The 15098-nt window shown below is 63.4% G+C and carries 16 protein-coding genes; 9 read left to right on the top strand and 7 right to left on the bottom strand.

All coding sequences use genetic code 11. The features are described from left to right. Window positions 1-53: 53 nt before the first annotated feature. The gene (locus K3165_RS10415) at window positions 54-2186 is read left to right on the top strand and encodes a prolyl oligopeptidase family serine peptidase (protein WP_345720944.1); all 2133 of its coding nucleotides are present in this window, start codon (window positions 54-56) and stop codon (window positions 2184-2186) included. A gap of 69 nt (window positions 2187-2255) precedes the next feature. Here K3165_RS10415 and K3165_RS10410 read toward each other — a convergent pair whose 3' ends face one another. The 3 genes from K3165_RS10410 to glmU form a co-directional block, all read right to left on the bottom strand. Beyond that, complete coding sequence (locus K3165_RS10410; RefSeq protein WP_221548811.1) at window positions 2256-2885, bottom strand: SOUL family heme-binding protein; 630 nt, start codon at window positions 2883-2885, stop codon at window positions 2256-2258. A 69-nt stretch (window positions 2886-2954) separates the two neighbouring features. Then, window positions 2955-3284 carry an HNH endonuclease gene (locus tag K3165_RS10405; protein ID WP_425594405.1) on the bottom strand — a complete coding sequence of 110 codons (330 nt, stop codon included), beginning with the start codon at window positions 3282-3284 and terminating at the stop codon, window positions 2955-2957. Beyond that, the gene (gene glmU, locus K3165_RS10400; RefSeq protein WP_221548810.1) at window positions 3224-4591 is read right to left on the bottom strand and encodes a bifunctional UDP-N-acetylglucosamine diphosphorylase/glucosamine-1-phosphate N-acetyltransferase GlmU; all 1368 of its coding nucleotides are present in this window, start codon (window positions 4589-4591) and stop codon (window positions 3224-3226) included. The genes K3165_RS10405 and glmU overlap by 61 nt, the downstream gene beginning before the upstream one ends. A 61-nt stretch (window positions 4592-4652) precedes the next feature. On the opposite strand from glmU, the gene K3165_RS10395 reads away from it, so the two are divergent. From K3165_RS10395 to K3165_RS10380, 4 genes are all read left to right on the top strand, one after another. After that, window positions 4653-5336, top strand: coding sequence for an HAD hydrolase-like protein (locus K3165_RS10395; RefSeq protein WP_221548809.1), 684 nt, complete (start codon window positions 4653-4655; stop codon window positions 5334-5336). A 131-nt stretch (window positions 5337-5467) separates the two neighbouring features. Further along, on the top strand, window positions 5468-6397 hold the full coding sequence (locus K3165_RS10390) for an SDR family NAD(P)-dependent oxidoreductase (protein WP_221548808.1): 930 nt from the start codon (window positions 5468-5470) through the stop codon (window positions 6395-6397). A gap of 73 nt (window positions 6398-6470) precedes the next feature. Beyond that, window positions 6471-7298: a DUF4328 domain-containing protein gene (locus tag K3165_RS10385; protein ID WP_221548807.1), complete on the top strand. Its 828-nt coding sequence runs from the start codon at window positions 6471-6473 to the stop codon at window positions 7296-7298. Between the two features lie 71 nt (window positions 7299-7369). Then, entirely contained in the window at window positions 7370-8509 is a 1140-nt protein-coding gene (locus tag K3165_RS10380; protein WP_221548806.1) for a hypothetical protein, read from the top strand. Window positions 8510-8570: 61 nt separating this feature from the next. Here the strand turns inward: K3165_RS10380 and K3165_RS10375 are convergent, their stop codons facing one another. The 4 genes from K3165_RS10375 to K3165_RS10360 are packed head-to-tail and all read right to left on the bottom strand — an operon-like array spanning window position 8571 to window position 11552. Next, complete coding sequence (locus tag K3165_RS10375; protein ID WP_221548805.1) at window positions 8571-8921, bottom strand: DUF2794 domain-containing protein; 351 nt, start codon at window positions 8919-8921, stop codon at window positions 8571-8573. Then, a complete protein-coding gene (gene epsC, locus K3165_RS10370) occupies window positions 8921-9622 on the bottom strand; it encodes a serine O-acetyltransferase EpsC (RefSeq protein WP_221548804.1) in 702 nt (233 codons plus the stop codon). Before epsC ends, K3165_RS10375 begins: the two co-directional genes overlap by 1 nt. Window positions 9623-9649: 27 nt before the next feature. Continuing rightward, window positions 9650-10261 (bottom strand): HdaA/DnaA family protein, encoded by a 612-nt coding sequence (locus K3165_RS10365; RefSeq protein ID WP_221548803.1) that lies wholly within the window; start codon window positions 10259-10261, stop codon window positions 9650-9652. Window positions 10262-10280: 19 nt separating this feature from the next. Continuing rightward, entirely contained in the window at window positions 10281-11552 is a 1272-nt protein-coding gene (locus tag K3165_RS10360; protein ID WP_221548802.1) for a heavy-metal-associated domain-containing protein, read from the bottom strand. A gap of 91 nt (window positions 11553-11643) precedes the next feature. Here K3165_RS10360 and purM point away from each other — a divergent pair, with 91 nt between their 5' ends. The 4 genes from purM to K3165_RS10340 are packed head-to-tail and all read left to right on the top strand — an operon-like array spanning window position 11644 to window position 15092. Next, window positions 11644-12741, top strand: a complete 1098-nt coding sequence (purM, locus tag K3165_RS10355; protein ID WP_221548801.1) for a phosphoribosylformylglycinamidine cyclo-ligase — start codon at window positions 11644-11646, stop codon at window positions 12739-12741. Beyond that, window positions 12734-13699, top strand: a complete 966-nt coding sequence (gene purN / locus K3165_RS10350; RefSeq protein WP_221548800.1) for a phosphoribosylglycinamide formyltransferase — start codon at window positions 12734-12736, stop codon at window positions 13697-13699. The genes purM and purN overlap by 8 nt, the downstream gene beginning before the upstream one ends. Continuing rightward, window positions 13699-13905 (top strand): hypothetical protein, encoded by a 207-nt coding sequence (locus K3165_RS10345; RefSeq protein ID WP_221548799.1) that lies wholly within the window; start codon window positions 13699-13701, stop codon window positions 13903-13905. Before purN ends, K3165_RS10345 begins: the two co-directional genes overlap by 1 nt. After that, window positions 13902-15092 (top strand): sulfotransferase family protein, encoded by a 1191-nt coding sequence (locus K3165_RS10340; protein ID WP_221548798.1) that lies wholly within the window; start codon window positions 13902-13904, stop codon window positions 15090-15092. Before K3165_RS10345 ends, K3165_RS10340 begins: the two co-directional genes overlap by 4 nt. Window positions 15093-15098: the final 6 nt, after the last annotated feature.

Genomic DNA, 15098 nt, shown 5'->3' with positions numbered 1-15098 from the left:
CCTTTCGGTATGAGCAGGTTAGAACCGACCCGCATCATCTGCAGGAGAGGACTGTGAAACGTGTTTCGACGCTGGCATTGGCAGCGACCATGACGATTGCCACCCCCACTTCGCTCGCCGCCGAGGACGGCGTACCGGGCCCGGACGAAGATCCCTATATCTGGCTCGAAGAAGCCCGCAGCGATGAAGCGCTGGAATGGGTCCGCAACGAAAACAACCGCACCATGGCGCATATGGCGCAGGACCCGCGGTTCGACGAACTGACCGCCGAAGCGCTTGCCATCCTCGATGCCGAGGACCGCGTGCCCTACGTCTCGATCCGCAAGGACGGGCTCTACAACTTCTGGCAGGACAAGAAGAACCCCAAGGGCGTGCTGCGCCGGACCACGCTGGAAAGCTACCGGACCGACGAACCGGAATGGGAAATCATCCTCGACGTCGATGCGCTTGCCGCGGCCGAGGGGAAGGAATGGGTCTACAAGGGCAGCAGCTGCCTGCCGCCCGACCAGCGTATGTGCATGATCGCGCTTTCGGATGGCGGTGAAGACGCAACCATCCTGCGCGAATTCGACATGACGACCAAGCAGTTCGTCGAAGGCGGCTTCGTAATCGAAGAGAAGAGCCAGGGCGGCGTCAGCTGGGTCGACGAGAACACGCTGCTCGTGGGCCGCGACTTCGGTGAAGGTACGCTCACCGAGAGCGAATATCCCTTCACCACCCGTATGTGGACACGCGGCAACGCGCTGGCCGATGCTCCGGAAATCTTCCGCGGCGATGCCAAGGACGTGTCGGCAGGCGCCTACCACTTGCGCACGCCCGACGGCGAGATCCAGGCCCGCATCGCTTATCGCGGCCTCTCCTTCCACGAACGCGCCTACTACCTCTGGAAAGACGACGAATGGGTGCAGCTCGACCTGCCGAAGAAGGCCGGCCCGTACGGCATTCTCGACGGCCACATGCTCTTCTCGACCGATGTCGACTGGGAGACGCAGGGCCAGACCTTCCCCGCCGACTCGCTGATCGCGGTAGATCTGGAAGAGTGGAAGGCCGACCCGAACGGTGCGACCAAGACCCTCGTCTGGGCACCCGAAGATCGCCAGACCAAGCGCGGCGGCAACTCGACCGCCAACAGCGCCTACATGTCCATCCTCGACAATGTCGTGGGCAAGGTGCTCAAGATCGATTTCGAGGACGGCGAGTGGGTGAAGCGCGAAGTTGCCCTGCCCGACAATGCGACGCTCGGCGTCTCGACCGCGTCTTCGGAATCCGACGAGATCATGTTCACCTCGACCGATTTCCTGACGCCCAGCACGCTCTGGTACACGGACGGAAGCGGCGATCCGGAAGTGCTCAAGACCTCGCCCAGCTATTTCGATGCGACCGGCATGGAAGTCGAGCAGTTCGAGGCGACCAGCAAGGACGGGGCGAAAATCCCTTACTTTCTCGTAAAGCCGAAGGGCATGGAGATGGACGGCACCACGCCGACGCTGCTTTATGGCTATGGCGGTTTCCAGATCTCGCAGCTGCCCAGCTATCGCTCGCTCACCGGCAAGCTCTGGCTCGAAAAGGGCGGTGCCTTCATCCTCGCCAATTTGCGCGGCGGCGGTGAGTTCGGCCCCGGCTGGCACCAGACCGCCATCCGCGAGAACAAGCAGCGCACGTGGGACGACTTCATCGCTGTCGGACAGGACGCGGTGAAGCGCGGGATCACCAATCCCGGCCAGCTCGGTATCCAGGGTGGCAGCCAGGGCGGCCTGCTGGTCGGTACGGCCTTCACGCAGGCCCCCGAAGCCTTCGACGCCGCCATCGTCGCCATCCCGCTGTTCGACATGCTCCGCTACCACCTGATCGGCCGCGGCGCTTCGTGGATCGGCGAATACGGCGATCCGCGTATCCCCGAACAGCGCGCGTGGATCGAAGGCTATTCACCCTACCAGAAGATCGTCGAGGGCGTGGACTACCCCGCCCCGTTCCTCTGGGCCTCGACCGCCGATGACCGCACGCACCCTGCCCATGCCCGCAAGGCTGCGGCCAAGCTCAAGGAACTCGGCCAGGATTACTGGTATTTCGAGGACATGACCGGCGGCCATTCGGGAGGCGTCGACAATGAACAGCGTGCCAAGTTGCAGGCCCTGCAGATGATCTACCTGATGCAGCGCCTGATGGACGATAACGAGAGCGAATAGGCTTTCGCTATAGACAAAATGAAAGGGGCGGTCCCGCGACGGGGCCGCCCCTTTTCGTTGTCTTGAGAGCTATTTGACCGGGATCATGACCTCGTTGCGGCGCATGCGGGCGGGAACGCGCGGCGCATCGTAAAAGGCATATTCGGGCGTACCGGCCGCCTCCAGCCCCTGCTCCTCCATCCAGCGGCGCAGGAAGCCTTCCATCTTCTCGAGATCCTCCTGTCGACCCCAGCCGTCGAATTTGACGCTGGCCATCTTGCGAGCCGGAATTTCGATCAGCGTGATGTCCGAAGGAGGCTCTGGCAGGGTCTCCATCGTAAAACTATCGGGCATGACGAAACGCGTGTTCCAGCTGCCCGTATCCTCGCCCTCGCCGATAGTGACCGGTGAAGTCATGGCGATCTTTTCGGCCTGCTTGCGGATGACCGGAGTGGTCATTCCGATAGGCGCACGCCCGTCTTCCTGCGCGAAGATATAGGCGGCCAGCCGGCGGAAACCGGCATTCATGGCGCGCATCCGATCACCGGTGTGCGTTACCTCGGCCACGATCATCGGTTCGTATTCGCGCACCTCAAAGGCACCCTGCTGGGTGATGAGTTCGAAAGCCGGCTCGTCGCTATATCGTCCCTGCGCATAGGCTGCGGTGCCTGCAATCAGTGCTGCGCCCAAACCTAGGGCAAGATATTTCGCTTTCACCATCTCCGACATCCTCTGCATGACTTTATCAGACAGCAGTTACGCATCCGCTTCGTTCCCGGATGCATCGGATCACTTGCGCGTCGGAGCGTGGAAATCGGGTGGCTTTCCGGCAATCCAGCGCAGGAACTTTGCAATCGCCTCGTTCTCGACCAGCGATTCTCGATCTTCGCCGATCCGGGCGAGTTCGGCATTGGTGAAGTTGGCGTGGATCGCCTGGTGGCAGATGGGATGGACGGGAACGGTGAACCGCCCCTTCTTCGATTTGGGGATCGGGTGATGGTACTGGACCCGCGTGCCGACTGGCCGCTCGCAAAGCCAGCAGGTGGTGCGGCCCTCGCTCAGCCCTTCTTCTCCGATGCCTTCTTCTTTTTCATCGTGTCGTGGAAGCGGTCGGCCCAACCCGGTTTGACCAGCTGCTCGGCGCGCACCATGCGGAGCTCGCCTGCAGCGACGTCGCGGCTGACGGCGCTACCCGCGGCTACGATCGCATCGGCACCGATTTCAACCGGAGCGATCAGCGAGCTGTTGCTGCCGATGAAAGCGCGCTCGCCGATCTTGGTCTGGTATTTGAAATAGCCGTCGTAATTGCAGGTGATCGTGCCTGCACCGATGTTCGCCCCTGCCCCGACGGTCGCATCGCCGAGATATGTCAGGTGGTTGGCCTTCGCGCCCTCGCCCAGCGTCGCCTTCTTCATCTCGACGAAATTGCCGACCTTGCTGCCCTTTTCCATCACTGCGCCCGGGCGCAGGCGTGCATAAGGACCTACTTCGCAGTTCTCTCCGACGTGTGCGCCTTCAAGATGGCTGAAAGCACGGATGCGCGTGCCGCTTTCCACCTTCACGCCGGGCGCGAAGACGACGTTCGGTTCGACCGTCACATCGGGAGCAAGATCGGTGTCGTAGCTGAAGAAGACCGTTTCGGGCGCTTTCAGCGTTACGCCGTTCTCCAGCGCTTCCTCGCGCTTCAGATCCTGCCACTGGCGCTCTGCGGCCGCGAGTTCCTTGCGCGAGTTGATCCCGACCACCTCGTGCGGGCGATCGGTGACCACGGCGGCGCAGGTCTTGCCGTCCTTCACCGCGACATTGACGATGTCGGGCAGGTAGTATTCGCCCTGCGCATTGTCGTTGTCGACACGGTCGAGCAGGTCGAACAGGACCTCGGCGCGCGCGGCCATCAGGCCCGAATTGCACAGGCGGCAGGCCCGCTCGGCTTCGTTGGCGTCCTTGAACTCGACCATCTTCTCGATGGTCATGTCTCGGTGCGTGATCACCCGGCCGTATTGCAGCGCGTCCTCCGGTTCGAAGCCCAGCACCACCACGGCAGGCGCATCGGCAGCGCGCAGGCGGGTGAGCATGTCGTTCATGGTCGAGCTCTTGATGAAGGGTGCATCACCCAGCAGCATCACCACATCGCCATCGAAGCCGGCGAGAGCTTCCTTGGCCTGCGCGACCGCATGGCCAGTGCCAAGCTGCGGTTCCTGCACCACGCATTCCGCGCGCTCGCCCAGCTGGCCGATGACCTGTTCGCGCTCGTCACCGACGATCACGATGGTCCGCGCGGGCGAAAGCTCCTCGACCGAGGCCATCAGGTGCTCGATGATGGGGCGACCCGCGATATTGTGGAGGACCTTGTGCAGCCCGCTCTTGAGGCGGGTGCCCTTGCCGGCAGCAAGGATGACGGCGGCGAAATCTCGGCTTTTGCTCATGGAAAGGGGCCATGCCACCAATCGCTTGCAGTTTGAAGAACCATACTGCACTCGGATGGCGATGACCGGCTTTCCCTTCGATATCGTCGCCTTCGACTTAGACGGCACCCTCCTCGAAACGCACCGCGACCTCGGTACGGCGGTGAACCACGCGCTTGGCATCGGCGGCTTCGAACCCGTCCCGATCGACAGCGCGACCGACCTGATAGGCGGCGGCGCGAAGATCATGCTCAAGCAGGCGATCGACATGCAGGGCGGGTTGGCGGATGATGAATTCCGCAAGCTCTATAAGGAAATGCTGGGCTATTATTCGCACAACAACGCGGTCCACACGCGCCCCTATCCGCACGCGGTCGAGACGCTCGAAGCGCTGGGCGGACGCGGGGTGCGAATGGCGGTGGTCACGAACAAGTTCGAAAGCTTCGCCACCGATATCCTCCAGACACTCGGACTGGCGAGCCGGTTCGAGATCATCGTGGGCGGCGACAGCCTCGGCAAGGGTCCCGACGGCAAGCATCGCGCAAAGCCGGCTCCGGACCCGATCTGGCACGCCCGCGAGGCCTGCGGCGGCGGGACGATCGCCTTTGTCGGTGACAGCAGCTACGATGTGAAAGCTGCGCGTGCGGCAGGCGTCCCGGTGATCGCGGCCGCCTATGGCTATTGCGATGCCCCGGCTGCGGAACTCGGTGCCGATGCGGCGATTGATTCGCTGGAAGCCCTGATCCCCGCGCTGAAGCGGCTTTAGCAGCCCTCCGCCTGCCCCTACGGCATCGCGGTTCGGCGCGCATACGGTTGCAACGGGCGGTGATAAATGCCAATCCGCGCCCTGAATTGACCTTTACGTAAACGACAAACAACCAAGCAGGAGCCCCCCCCATGACCATCGACTTCAAGGACAAGGTAGCCATCGTCACCGGCGCAGGCGGCGGTCTGGGCCGCGAATACGCGCTCGAACTCGCACGCCGCGGCGCAAAGGTCGTCGTCAACGACCTCGGCGGTGCGCGCGACGGCACCGGCCACTCCGACATGGCCCTCCAGGTCGTCGAGGAAATCGAGAAGATGGGCGGCGAAGCGATGTCGAACGGCGGCAGCGTCACCGAATACGACCAGATGGAAAAGATGGTCGCCGACGCGAAGCAGAAGTGGGGCGGCGTGCACATCCTGCTCAACAACGCAGGCGTCCTGCGCGACAAGACCTTCGCCAAGATGAGCCCGGAAGACTTCGAGTTCGTCCTCAAAGTCCACCTGACCGGTTCGGCTTTCGTCACCAAGGCATGCTGGGAAACCTTCCGCGAGCAGGCTTATGGCCGCATCATGATGACCGCGTCCTCGACCGGCCTGTTCGGTAACTTCGGCCAGGCGAACTACGGCGCGGCCAAGCTGGGTCTTGCCGGTCTTACCAAGACGCTCGCGCTCGAAGGTGCGAAGTACAACATCAAGGTCAACACGCTGAGCCCCGTCGCAGGTACGCGCATGACCGAAGACCTCTTCCCCGAAGAAGCCTTCAAGCTGTTCGATCCGGTGAACGTGGTTCCGGCCGCCCTCTTCCTCGTCAGTGAAGACGCGCCGACCAACGCCATCGTCGGCGCCGGCGCCGGTGGCTATCACTCGGCATGGACCGTCATGAACGACGCCGTCTGGCTGCCCGATGGCGAGCGTACCGTTGAAGGCTTCGCCGCGAACTGGGACAAGATCAGCGAATTCTCGAACCTCAAGGCCCCGCAGTCGGGCAGCGAGCAGTCAGGCGCGATCCTGACCGCGATGCAGAAGGTAACCGGCACGGGCCCGAGCAGCGCTCGCGGCTAAAACCGACAATCCCGATTGCTAAAAGCCCCGCCGCATTGCAGTATGCGGCGGGGTTTTTCTTTGGGGGGTTGCGATGGATCTCGACAAGAACTTGCGCACGCTGCGCAAGACGTCGCTCGTTGTTACGGTTTTATCTTTCGTCGTCATTATCGCCGGCCTAGTCCAGCTCGGTCTGGGCGGGATCGCGGTGAAGCAGGAATACGAACGGATCGCCGAAGTCGAGGCGATGATCGGCCAGCCCTCGAACTACTACGGCTACCAGCGGCAATATCGCGAGCTGCAGGCCCGGTATAACCGCTCGAGCAGCGCCTTCTTCCTCGAGGGACGCTTCCTCCCCTCCGACGAGAGCCTTGAACCCGATGCGCCCGGGGTGATCACTTTCGGTGTCCTCCTGGCTTCGACCCTCGCCTTCCTCGTCGCTGCAATGATGTGGGTATGGCGCGCGCATGCCAATCTGCGCGACGTCGGGATCAGGGCGAAATACGGGCCGGGACGCGCGGTCTCTTCCTATCTCATCCCGCTCGCCAATCTCATGCTTCCCTTCGAAGCGATGCGCGAACTCTACAATCGCAGCGAGGGCGAAGGGGACGATTTCGCCCATTCGACGGTCGAGAACGTAACCGCGTGGTGGACTTCGGTCATCGTCGGCCTTCTCATATTGAGCGCGATGATCGTGAAATTCGCGCTCGATGCGGCGACCAATCTCATCATCATGACGCCGATCTGGATGGAGTTCGTGATCCTGAGCTTCGCGATCATCCTGCTGCTCGGTTCGGCCTATCTCTTTGCCAACCTGACACGGAAGATCACGCAGGCGCAGATGGAAATCCTGCCGCAAATCGAACCGCAGGTGATCGAGGAAGAAGCACCTTCGCGCCCCACGGTGAACATCATCGGGTGAAGCTAGGCGTATTGACGTATTAATACAGTAGGCGTATCACCCGCAGCATTCTTCAATGGGGAGAGATTGGCATGTATAGCCAGGAAGACCTGAATTCAGCCGTGGCGGCAGGCGCAATCAGCGCCGAAGCTGCGGACGCCCTGCGCGCGCACACCGCCGCGCAGCGCGATGCACTACCCGCCGACGCCGAGCATTTCCGGCTCATCACCGGCTTCAACGATATTTTCGTATCGATCGGCGTGGTCATCATGCTCGTCGCAATGGGGGCAATCGGGCAAGCGCTTGCAGGCGCAGTCTATCCGGTTCCCCAGTGGACGCCCGATGTGGGTGAAAACTGGTGGATGGAGACGCGCGAACAGCGCATGATGGCACAGGGTGTCGCCCTGTCGCTCGCCGCGCTCTTCGTTGCGGGCACGGCCTGGTTCCTCGCCGAATTCTTCACCCGCAAGCGCCGTATGGCCCTGCCCAGCATCATCCTCCTGCTCGCCTTCGTGGGCGGGGTCATGGCGACGCTTACCGGCGTAATCATCGGCTGGCTTTCGCCGCAGGGTGACGAGCAGGCCGCCCTCGGCTTCTCCTTGCTCGCCGTGTCGGCACTGATCACGGCAGGCGCCGCATGGCTCCACTGGCGCCGCTTCATGGTGCCGATCACCATTGCTGCAGGCACCGGGGCGATCGCCGCAACTGCGGTGCTTCTGCTGGTAGCGATTATCGGGCCCAACGCATCGAACATCGAGACCGTGATCCTCAGCCTCGTGTTCGTCGCCGGTCTCGTGATCTTCGCCTTCGCCATGCGCTGGGACATGAGCGACCCGCGCCGCGAAACGCGTCGCAGCGACGTGGCTTTCTGGCTGCACCTGCTCGCCGCGCCGATGATCGCACACCCAATCTTCGCGCTGCTGGGCGTTACAGATGGCGACAATATCGGTGCAGGCGCTGCGGTGGCCGTGCTTGCGGTCTACATCGCATTCGGACTGATCGCGCTGGCGATCGACCGCCGTGCGCTGCTGGTTTCGGCCCTCGCCTACGTGCTGATCGCACTGGCCTACCTCTTCCGCGAATTCGGCGCGGTCGAACTGACCTTCGCGCTTACCGCACTGGTCATCGGCTCTGCCCTGCTCTCGCTGAGCGCGCTGTGGACGCCGATTCGCGCCGCAGTGGTGAAGGGGCTGCCGGGTGAGATGCAGGCAAGGCTTCCGGCCACCGCCTGACAGATCACACCATACTGATCGGAGAAGGCTCGCACTGCGGTGCGGGCCTTTTCTTTTGCGTTCAGTCCTCGACAGCCTTCATGAGGCGCCGCTCGATAGGGGCGACTACGCCCGGCAACTCGTGGCCTCGCTTCAGGATCTGGCCATGCTCTCCGAACAGGGTCCACATGCCCTGTTTCCCGCGTAGCGACGGACGTTTCTCGATCCGGGCCTGCGGACGTTCGGCATGGCGCACGAAGGCAGCGAAGGTGGCGGCATCCTTGGTGAAATCCATCGCGTAGTCGCGCCACTGTCCGGCGGCGACCATGCGACCGTACACGTCGAGAATGCGGGTAAGTTCCTCGCGGGTGAAACCGATCTGGTCGGGCTTGCGTCCGGGGAAAGATACGACCTTCGCGCTGCCGAGATTCATCAGTCGTCGGTACCGCTTCGCTTGCTGGGCTCGGCGGCAGCACGCAGTTCGGCGATTTCGCTACGCAGCGACTTCAACTCGCCTTCCAGCTTCTCGATGCAGTCGCGGCCGACTTCGCGCGCTTCCTCGCACGGATCGTCGCAGGGCGTGCCGTAGGGCATGAATTCCTTCATCCACTCTTCGGCCGGCACCAGCGTGCTGCGAGCCTTGAGGCCGATCATCGTCGCGCCTTCGGGCACTTCGTCGGTCACCACGGCATTGGCGCCGATACGCGCACGCCTGCCCACCGTAATCGGACCGATGACCTGCGCGCCCGAACCAATGATCACATCGTCTTCGATCGTGGGGTGGCGCTTGCCGCCCTTGCCATTGGTCGGGTTGGTGCCACCCAGCGTCACGCACTGATAGATGGTGACGTTGTTACCAATCTCGGCGGTCTCGCCGATGACGGTGAAGCCATGGTCGATGAAGAAATTGCGGCCGATCTTGGCGCCCGGATGGATATCGATCCCGGTCACCATACGGCTCCAGTGATTGATCAGGCGGGCGAGGAAGAACAGCTCGGCCTCGAACAGCCAGTGTGCTGCACGGTGATAGGCCAGCGCCCAGACACCCGGATAAAGCAGCACTTCCCAGCGGCTGCGCGGTGCAGGATCGCGGGCCTTGATCGAGTCCAGATAGGCGATCAGCCGTTCCAACATGGCCTCAATCCTTCCATTTTAGTGCATTCAAAGCAAGCGGGCCTGCTCAGGCCCCTGAACCGCGTCGAGCGCGTCGCGCCAGATCGACATGGTGGCAGGCACCTTTCGTTCAAGGCTGAGCCGGTCGATTTCCGCAACGATCCGCTCGATAGCGGTGTAGCTACGCTCCATCCGGGGCACGAGATAGGCAGGCGCGCCTTCGCCGAGCGCGAGCCCCCGCTGGGCAGCATGGCTCAGCATCAGCTGTGCGGCCATATCGTCGTCCGGAGGCGCGATTTCGAGCTGGAGAGCGGCTCCCATCCGGCTGCGCAGGTCGGGCAGTTCGATTTCCCAGCCCTTCGCATCGACCGTTAGCAGAAGCGGATAACCGTCCTCTCGCGCGCGGTTCCAGGCGTGGAAGATCTCGGTTTCGTCCTTGGTATCGGCATCGTCGATCGCCCCGCCCCCGGTGTGCGAGGCAAACCAGCGCGCGAAAAGCGATCTTCCCGAGCGCGGCGGTCCGGCGAGGATCGCGGTTCCAAAAGGCCAGTCCTGCGATGCCGCCAGTGCCTCGGCGACGGACCGGTTGCTTTCCCCGATGATGATGCTGTCCGGTCCCTCGGAACCGGAGTGCGTAAGCGGAAGCGCGATCTGGCTCATGCAGGCACCGTGTACGCGATCAGCGGCTGATCAAGAGCGCCGTCGCTCCCTGCTGCACGGTGAAGCCCTGCCCGCGCAAGGCCTCTGCCAGCTGGGCGATCGAGCCCGAATAGCTGACAGTCATGACCGAGGTCCCCCCGATCGCGGTGCTGCGCACGCCTGTCGAGCGGACACCGGGCGTGCCCCTGACGGCCGCAAGGACGCTACCGAAGCTGGAAGCGTCGGGAGTCTGGAACTGGACGGTATAGAGCGCGACCGAGCCTTCGGGCGGCGGTGTAGCGACAGGCGCTGCACTGATCGCACCGCCGCTGGCCTCTGTCGGCTGCGATGCGGCCTGCGCCAATGCCTCGTCCTGTGCCTTCAGGCGCCGGCCCAGTTCGACAAGGCGCGCGATCTCGGGATTGAGGTCGCCCGTTTTGACATTGAGCGTCGGATCGGGGCGGATGGTGCCGTCGGTCAGCGCGACCTGGAAGACGGCATCGAAACGGCGCACGGCCTGCTCGAGCATCGCGGGCAGTTGCTCGGGGCTTTCCGCCCGCATCGTGAAACTGTCGAGAAACTCGTTATCCGGCCCGTGACGCGCCGTGAAAGTACCCTCAATCGGTCCGCCGGGGTAGGAATAGCGCAGACTGGCGATCGGAATGAGGACGTCGGCAGCACCGAAGGAATCGAGGATGTCGCGCCACCACACGCGGCTGCGACGGTTTGTCTGGCCATAAGTCAGCAGCAGCGATTCGCCGCCCGCACCGCTCGGGCGCACGTAGTTCACGCTGCTCTGCCCAGCCTGGAATTCCGCCCATGCGCGCTGCCACGGATTGCGCTGCTCGTACATGAGATGCGTTCCGCCCGACATGGTGACCGGCAGCAGCAGCATCGGCGCGCTGTGCCGCGACATGCCGTCATCGCCGAGATAGGAATTGGCCTTCTGGCGGTCGAAGATCACACCCAGCGTCGCGATGTAGCGCTTGGGGCCAAGGCGTTCGCGCTGGACCACGATTGCCGAGACCATGCCGTAGATCTGCGAATCGGAGAGATTCGGGCCGTCCAGCTTCTCCCACGCCTTGACCTGCGCTTCCTTCCACGCCTTTTCGCGCGCCTCGACACCGGTATCGCCGCGCACGTCGACCTCGATATCGCTGACCTGTATATCGCGCGAGGCGGCCACTGCAGCGATCCCGCGCTGGCCACCGACCTGTGCCTGCGCCAGCCAGCCAGCGCCGCCTGCCAGCGCGATGCCGGAAGCGATCAGGGCGTAACGGGCGCGCCGGGAAAGGAAAAAATATGTCCGCATGGGCTATTCAGGCGGGCCTTTTGCCCAATCGGTTCGGGAAATCCAAGCGCATTTGCTGGAAATTCCGGCCGGAATGCGCAAGGGGGCAAACATGAGCAGCGACACGCCTTCCTATACCTACGAACAGGCCGGGGTTTCGATCGATGCGGGCAACCGCCTCGTCAAAGCGATCGGACCACTGGTCAAGTCCACCATGCGCCCCGGCGCCGACGGCGAAATCGGGGGCTTCGGCGGCTTCTTCGATCCCAAGGCCGCGGGCTACAAGGACCCGCTTCTCGTGGCGGGCAATGACGGCGTGGGCACAAAGCTCAAGCTTGCCATCGACACCGACCGGCACGACCATGTCGGCATCGACCTTGTCGCGATGTGCGTGAACGACCTGATCGTCCAGGGCGCGGAACCGCTTTTCTTCCTCGACTATTTCGCGACCGGCAAACTGGAAAACGGTGTTGCCGAGCGCGTGATTGCGGGCATCGCGGAAGGCTGCAAGCAGGCAGGCTGCGCGCTGATCGGCGGCGAGACGGCAGAAATGCCCGGTATGTATGCCAGCGGCGACTACGACCTTGCAGGCTTCTGCGTCGGTGCCGTCGAACGCGGCGAGCAACTGACGGGCGAGCGCGTTGCTCCGGGACACGTCCTGCTCGGCCTGGCCAGTTCGGGCGTGCATTCGAACGGCTTCTCGCTGGTACGTCGTCTTGCCGAAGACAAGGGCTGGAAACTCGACCGCCCTGCTCTGTTCGATCAAGACCGCTTGCTGGTCGAGACGCTGCTCGAACCCACCCGCATCTATGTGAAGACGCTGCTGCCGATCGTTCGCGACGGGCTGATCGACGCGATGGCGCATATTACCGGCGGCGGCTTGCTCGAGAATATCCCGCGCGTCCTCCCGCAGGGCGCGCATGCCGAAGTCGATGCCGACAGCTGGGACCAGCCCGGGCTGATGGCCTTCCTGCAGGCACAGGGAAATATCGAACCGGGCGAGATGGCGCGCACCTTCAATTGCGGTGTCGGCATGGTGCTCGCAGTCGAACCGTCCAAGGTCGAACTCGTGCGCAGCCGACTGGAAGACGCCGGCGAGCAGGTCCTCGCAGTCGGCCAGATCGTTGCGGGCGACAAGGGCTGCACGGTGCGCGGTTCGCTGGGCACATGGTCGGCGAAGGAAGACTGGGAGGCCGTGCACCTTGGCTAACAAGGCCAAAGTCGCGATTTTCATTTCCGGACGCGGCAGCAACATGGCCGCGTTGCTCTATGCCTCGCTACTGCCCGGTGCTGCCTACGAAGTCGTCCTCGTCGCGGCCAACGATCCCGATGCCGAGGGGCTGGCACTGGCGGCAGGCGAAGGCATTTCCACCTTCGCGCTTTCGCACAAGGGCATGCCACGCGAACAGCATGACGAAGCGATGGAGAAGGCCGCGCGCGACGCCGGGGCGGATTACATCGTGCTGGCCGGCTACATGCGCATCCTGACCGATGGTTTCGTGACCCGCTGGGAAGGCCGGATGCTCAACATCCACCCTTCCCTGCTGCCGAAATATCCCGGGCTCGACACCCACCAACGCGCCATAGATGCGGGCGATACGCACGGCGGCGTATCGGTCCATCTGGTGACACCCGAACTCGATGCCGGACAAGTTCTCGGGCAGATGAAGGTCTCCATCCGCGAGGGGGAAACCGCCGACACGCTGGCCGAGCGCGTAAGATTTGCGGAGCATCAGCTCTATCCGCGCGTTGTCAGCGAATATGTGGGCCGCGAAAACGATCCTGACTACCTGCTCGGCAAGGTCCGCGAGCTTGCGCTCGCCCTGCCGCAGACGCACGAGCGTGAAAGCCACGGCTCGCCCGGCTGGCGCGCGGGTAGCGAGAAATCGGGCAAGTATTTCGCCTATTTCAATGACCAGCATCACGGCAGCGAACATGTCGCCCTCCTCGTCAAGACGGGCAGCATGGACGAACTGCTCGACCTCGTCGAAGCGCAGCCGCAGGCCTATTTCAAGCCGGCCTATTACGGCGCGAGCGGGTGGATCGGCGTGATCCTCAACCGGCCCGGCCTCGACTGGAACCATGTTGCCGACTGGCTGGAGCGCAGCTGGCGCAGCGTAGCCCCGAAGAGCGCGACCAAGCTGATCGACGCGGCGGACCAGTTCTGATGCGCCGCCTCACGCCCTACATATTCTTCCTGCTGGCGATCATGGCTTTTGCGATGATCGCATTCGACAGTGATGACAGCTGGCAGACCGAGCAGGTCGGCATGCTGGACGCGGTGCTCATCACGGCCGGCGTGCTCATCGGCGCGCACCTGCTACGCAAGCTCGCCGAGATGCTGTACACGCGCTGGAAGTCGCCGCGCGAATGAACCCACCACGCCCCCATCCCTTCACCCGCTCGCGCTTCGCAGGCTGGCTGGACAGCCTGCTCGAGACGGTCTGGGGCAAAGGCTGGCAGGAAAAGCCGGAATTCGATCCCGACTACCTCTGGGACATCGGCAGTCGCGGCTATGGCGCGCAAGACGAGATCTCCATCCGTGACGAGGAAGACGTCGCCGATTTCAGGCTGAGGCTCGAGGTGCTGTGCCGGTCGCTTCGCGAAGAGGCACAGCTCAACGCGCTCGGGCACACCATGGCGTACGGCCAGATTACCTCTGCCATCCGCAAGCGCCATACGCTGGGCAAGCTGTGGCGCGAGCAGCCCGAGATCGCCCGGACCGAAATCGCACCGCCCATCGTCGTCCTCGGCCAGATGCGCAGCGGGACGACGCGGGTCCAACGCCTGCTGGCAGCCGATCCGCGCTTTTGCGGTACGCGTTTCTGCAACAGCCAGGACCCGATCCCGGCATCGCCCGATTTCAGGCCGGTGAAGGCGCGCGCCGCCCTCGCCATCGCGCATGCAATCAATCCGTGGCTAGAGGCGATGCATCCCTTCGGCGCCACCCGCGCGGACGAGGAAATCGGCTGGCTTGCCGCCGCGCTATCGCCCGCTGCTTTCGAGGCACAATGGCGCATTCCCTCGTTTGTCGCCTTTAGCGAGGCGCGCGATGCCGCCCCCGTCTATCGCGAGTTCGCCCGCATCCTGCGGACCGATGCGGCGACTATGGGGAATGCAGATCGGCCAAGGGTGCTCAAGTGCCCGCAATTCGCCGAAGACATGCCCGCGTTGATTGCCGCATTTCCCGACGCCCGTGTGATTGCTTGCGAGCGCGACAGCGAAAGCGTGCTTGCCAGCAGCGTGTCGATGGTCGCGAGCCAGATGGCTTTCCAGAGCGATCTCGCCGATATCGAAGCGCTGGAAGCGGAATGGCGCCGGAAGATGGATTTGCGGGCTCGGCGGATCACCGCTTTCTCGGCCGATCGCGATGCCGTTGCAGCGACCGTACACTTCGAGGCGCTCAACGACGATCCGATGGCGGCCTTGGCAGATGCCTATCGCGCGCTGGGTAAGGAATTCGCGCCGCAGGCCCGCTCGGCTGCCGAAACCGAGTTGCAGCGAGCGTCACGCGACAGCCACGGGCAACACAGCCGCCAGCTGGAAACCTTCGCATCCTGAAAATGG

This window comes from Qipengyuania xiamenensis, from assembly GCF_019711495.1.
GTDB classification, from domain to species: domain Bacteria; phylum Pseudomonadota; class Alphaproteobacteria; order Sphingomonadales; family Sphingomonadaceae; genus Qipengyuania; species Qipengyuania xiamenensis.
The sequence above is the reverse complement of the archived record's forward strand: the minus strand, read 5'-3'. Positions and strand labels throughout refer to the sequence as shown.

Bases quoted from the DNA above. Each gene is read 5' to 3' on its own strand.
- K3165_RS10410 (WP_221548811.1), bottom strand. From the start codon at position 2,885: ATGGTGAAAGCGAAATATCTTGCCCTAGGTTTGGGCGCAGCACTGATT.
- glmU (WP_221548810.1), bottom strand. From the start codon at position 4,591: ATGAGCAAAAGCCGAGATTTCGCCGCCGTCATCCTTGCTGCCGGCAAG.
- K3165_RS10395 (WP_221548809.1), top strand. From the start codon at position 4,653: ATGACCGGCTTTCCCTTCGATATCGTCGCCTTCGACTTAGACGGCACC.
- K3165_RS10390 (WP_221548808.1), top strand. From the start codon at position 5,468: ATGACCATCGACTTCAAGGACAAGGTAGCCATCGTCACCGGCGCAGGC.
- K3165_RS10385 (WP_221548807.1), top strand. From the start codon at position 6,471: ATGGATCTCGACAAGAACTTGCGCACGCTGCGCAAGACGTCGCTCGTT.
- K3165_RS10380 (WP_221548806.1), top strand. From the start codon at position 7,370: ATGTATAGCCAGGAAGACCTGAATTCAGCCGTGGCGGCAGGCGCAATC.
- K3165_RS10375 (WP_221548805.1), bottom strand. From the start codon at position 8,921: ATGAATCTCGGCAGCGCGAAGGTCGTATCTTTCCCCGGACGCAAGCCC.
- epsC (WP_221548804.1), bottom strand. From the start codon at position 9,622: ATGTTGGAACGGCTGATCGCCTATCTGGACTCGATCAAGGCCCGCGAT.
- K3165_RS10365 (WP_221548803.1), bottom strand. From the start codon at position 10,261: ATGAGCCAGATCGCGCTTCCGCTTACGCACTCCGGTTCCGAGGGACCG.
- K3165_RS10360 (WP_221548802.1), bottom strand. From the start codon at position 11,552: ATGCGGACATATTTTTTCCTTTCCCGGCGCGCCCGTTACGCCCTGATC.
- purM (WP_221548801.1), top strand. From the start codon at position 11,644: ATGAGCAGCGACACGCCTTCCTATACCTACGAACAGGCCGGGGTTTCG.
- K3165_RS10345 (WP_221548799.1), top strand. From the start codon at position 13,699: ATGCGCCGCCTCACGCCCTACATATTCTTCCTGCTGGCGATCATGGCT.
- K3165_RS10340 (WP_221548798.1), top strand. From the start codon at position 13,902: ATGAACCCACCACGCCCCCATCCCTTCACCCGCTCGCGCTTCGCAGGC.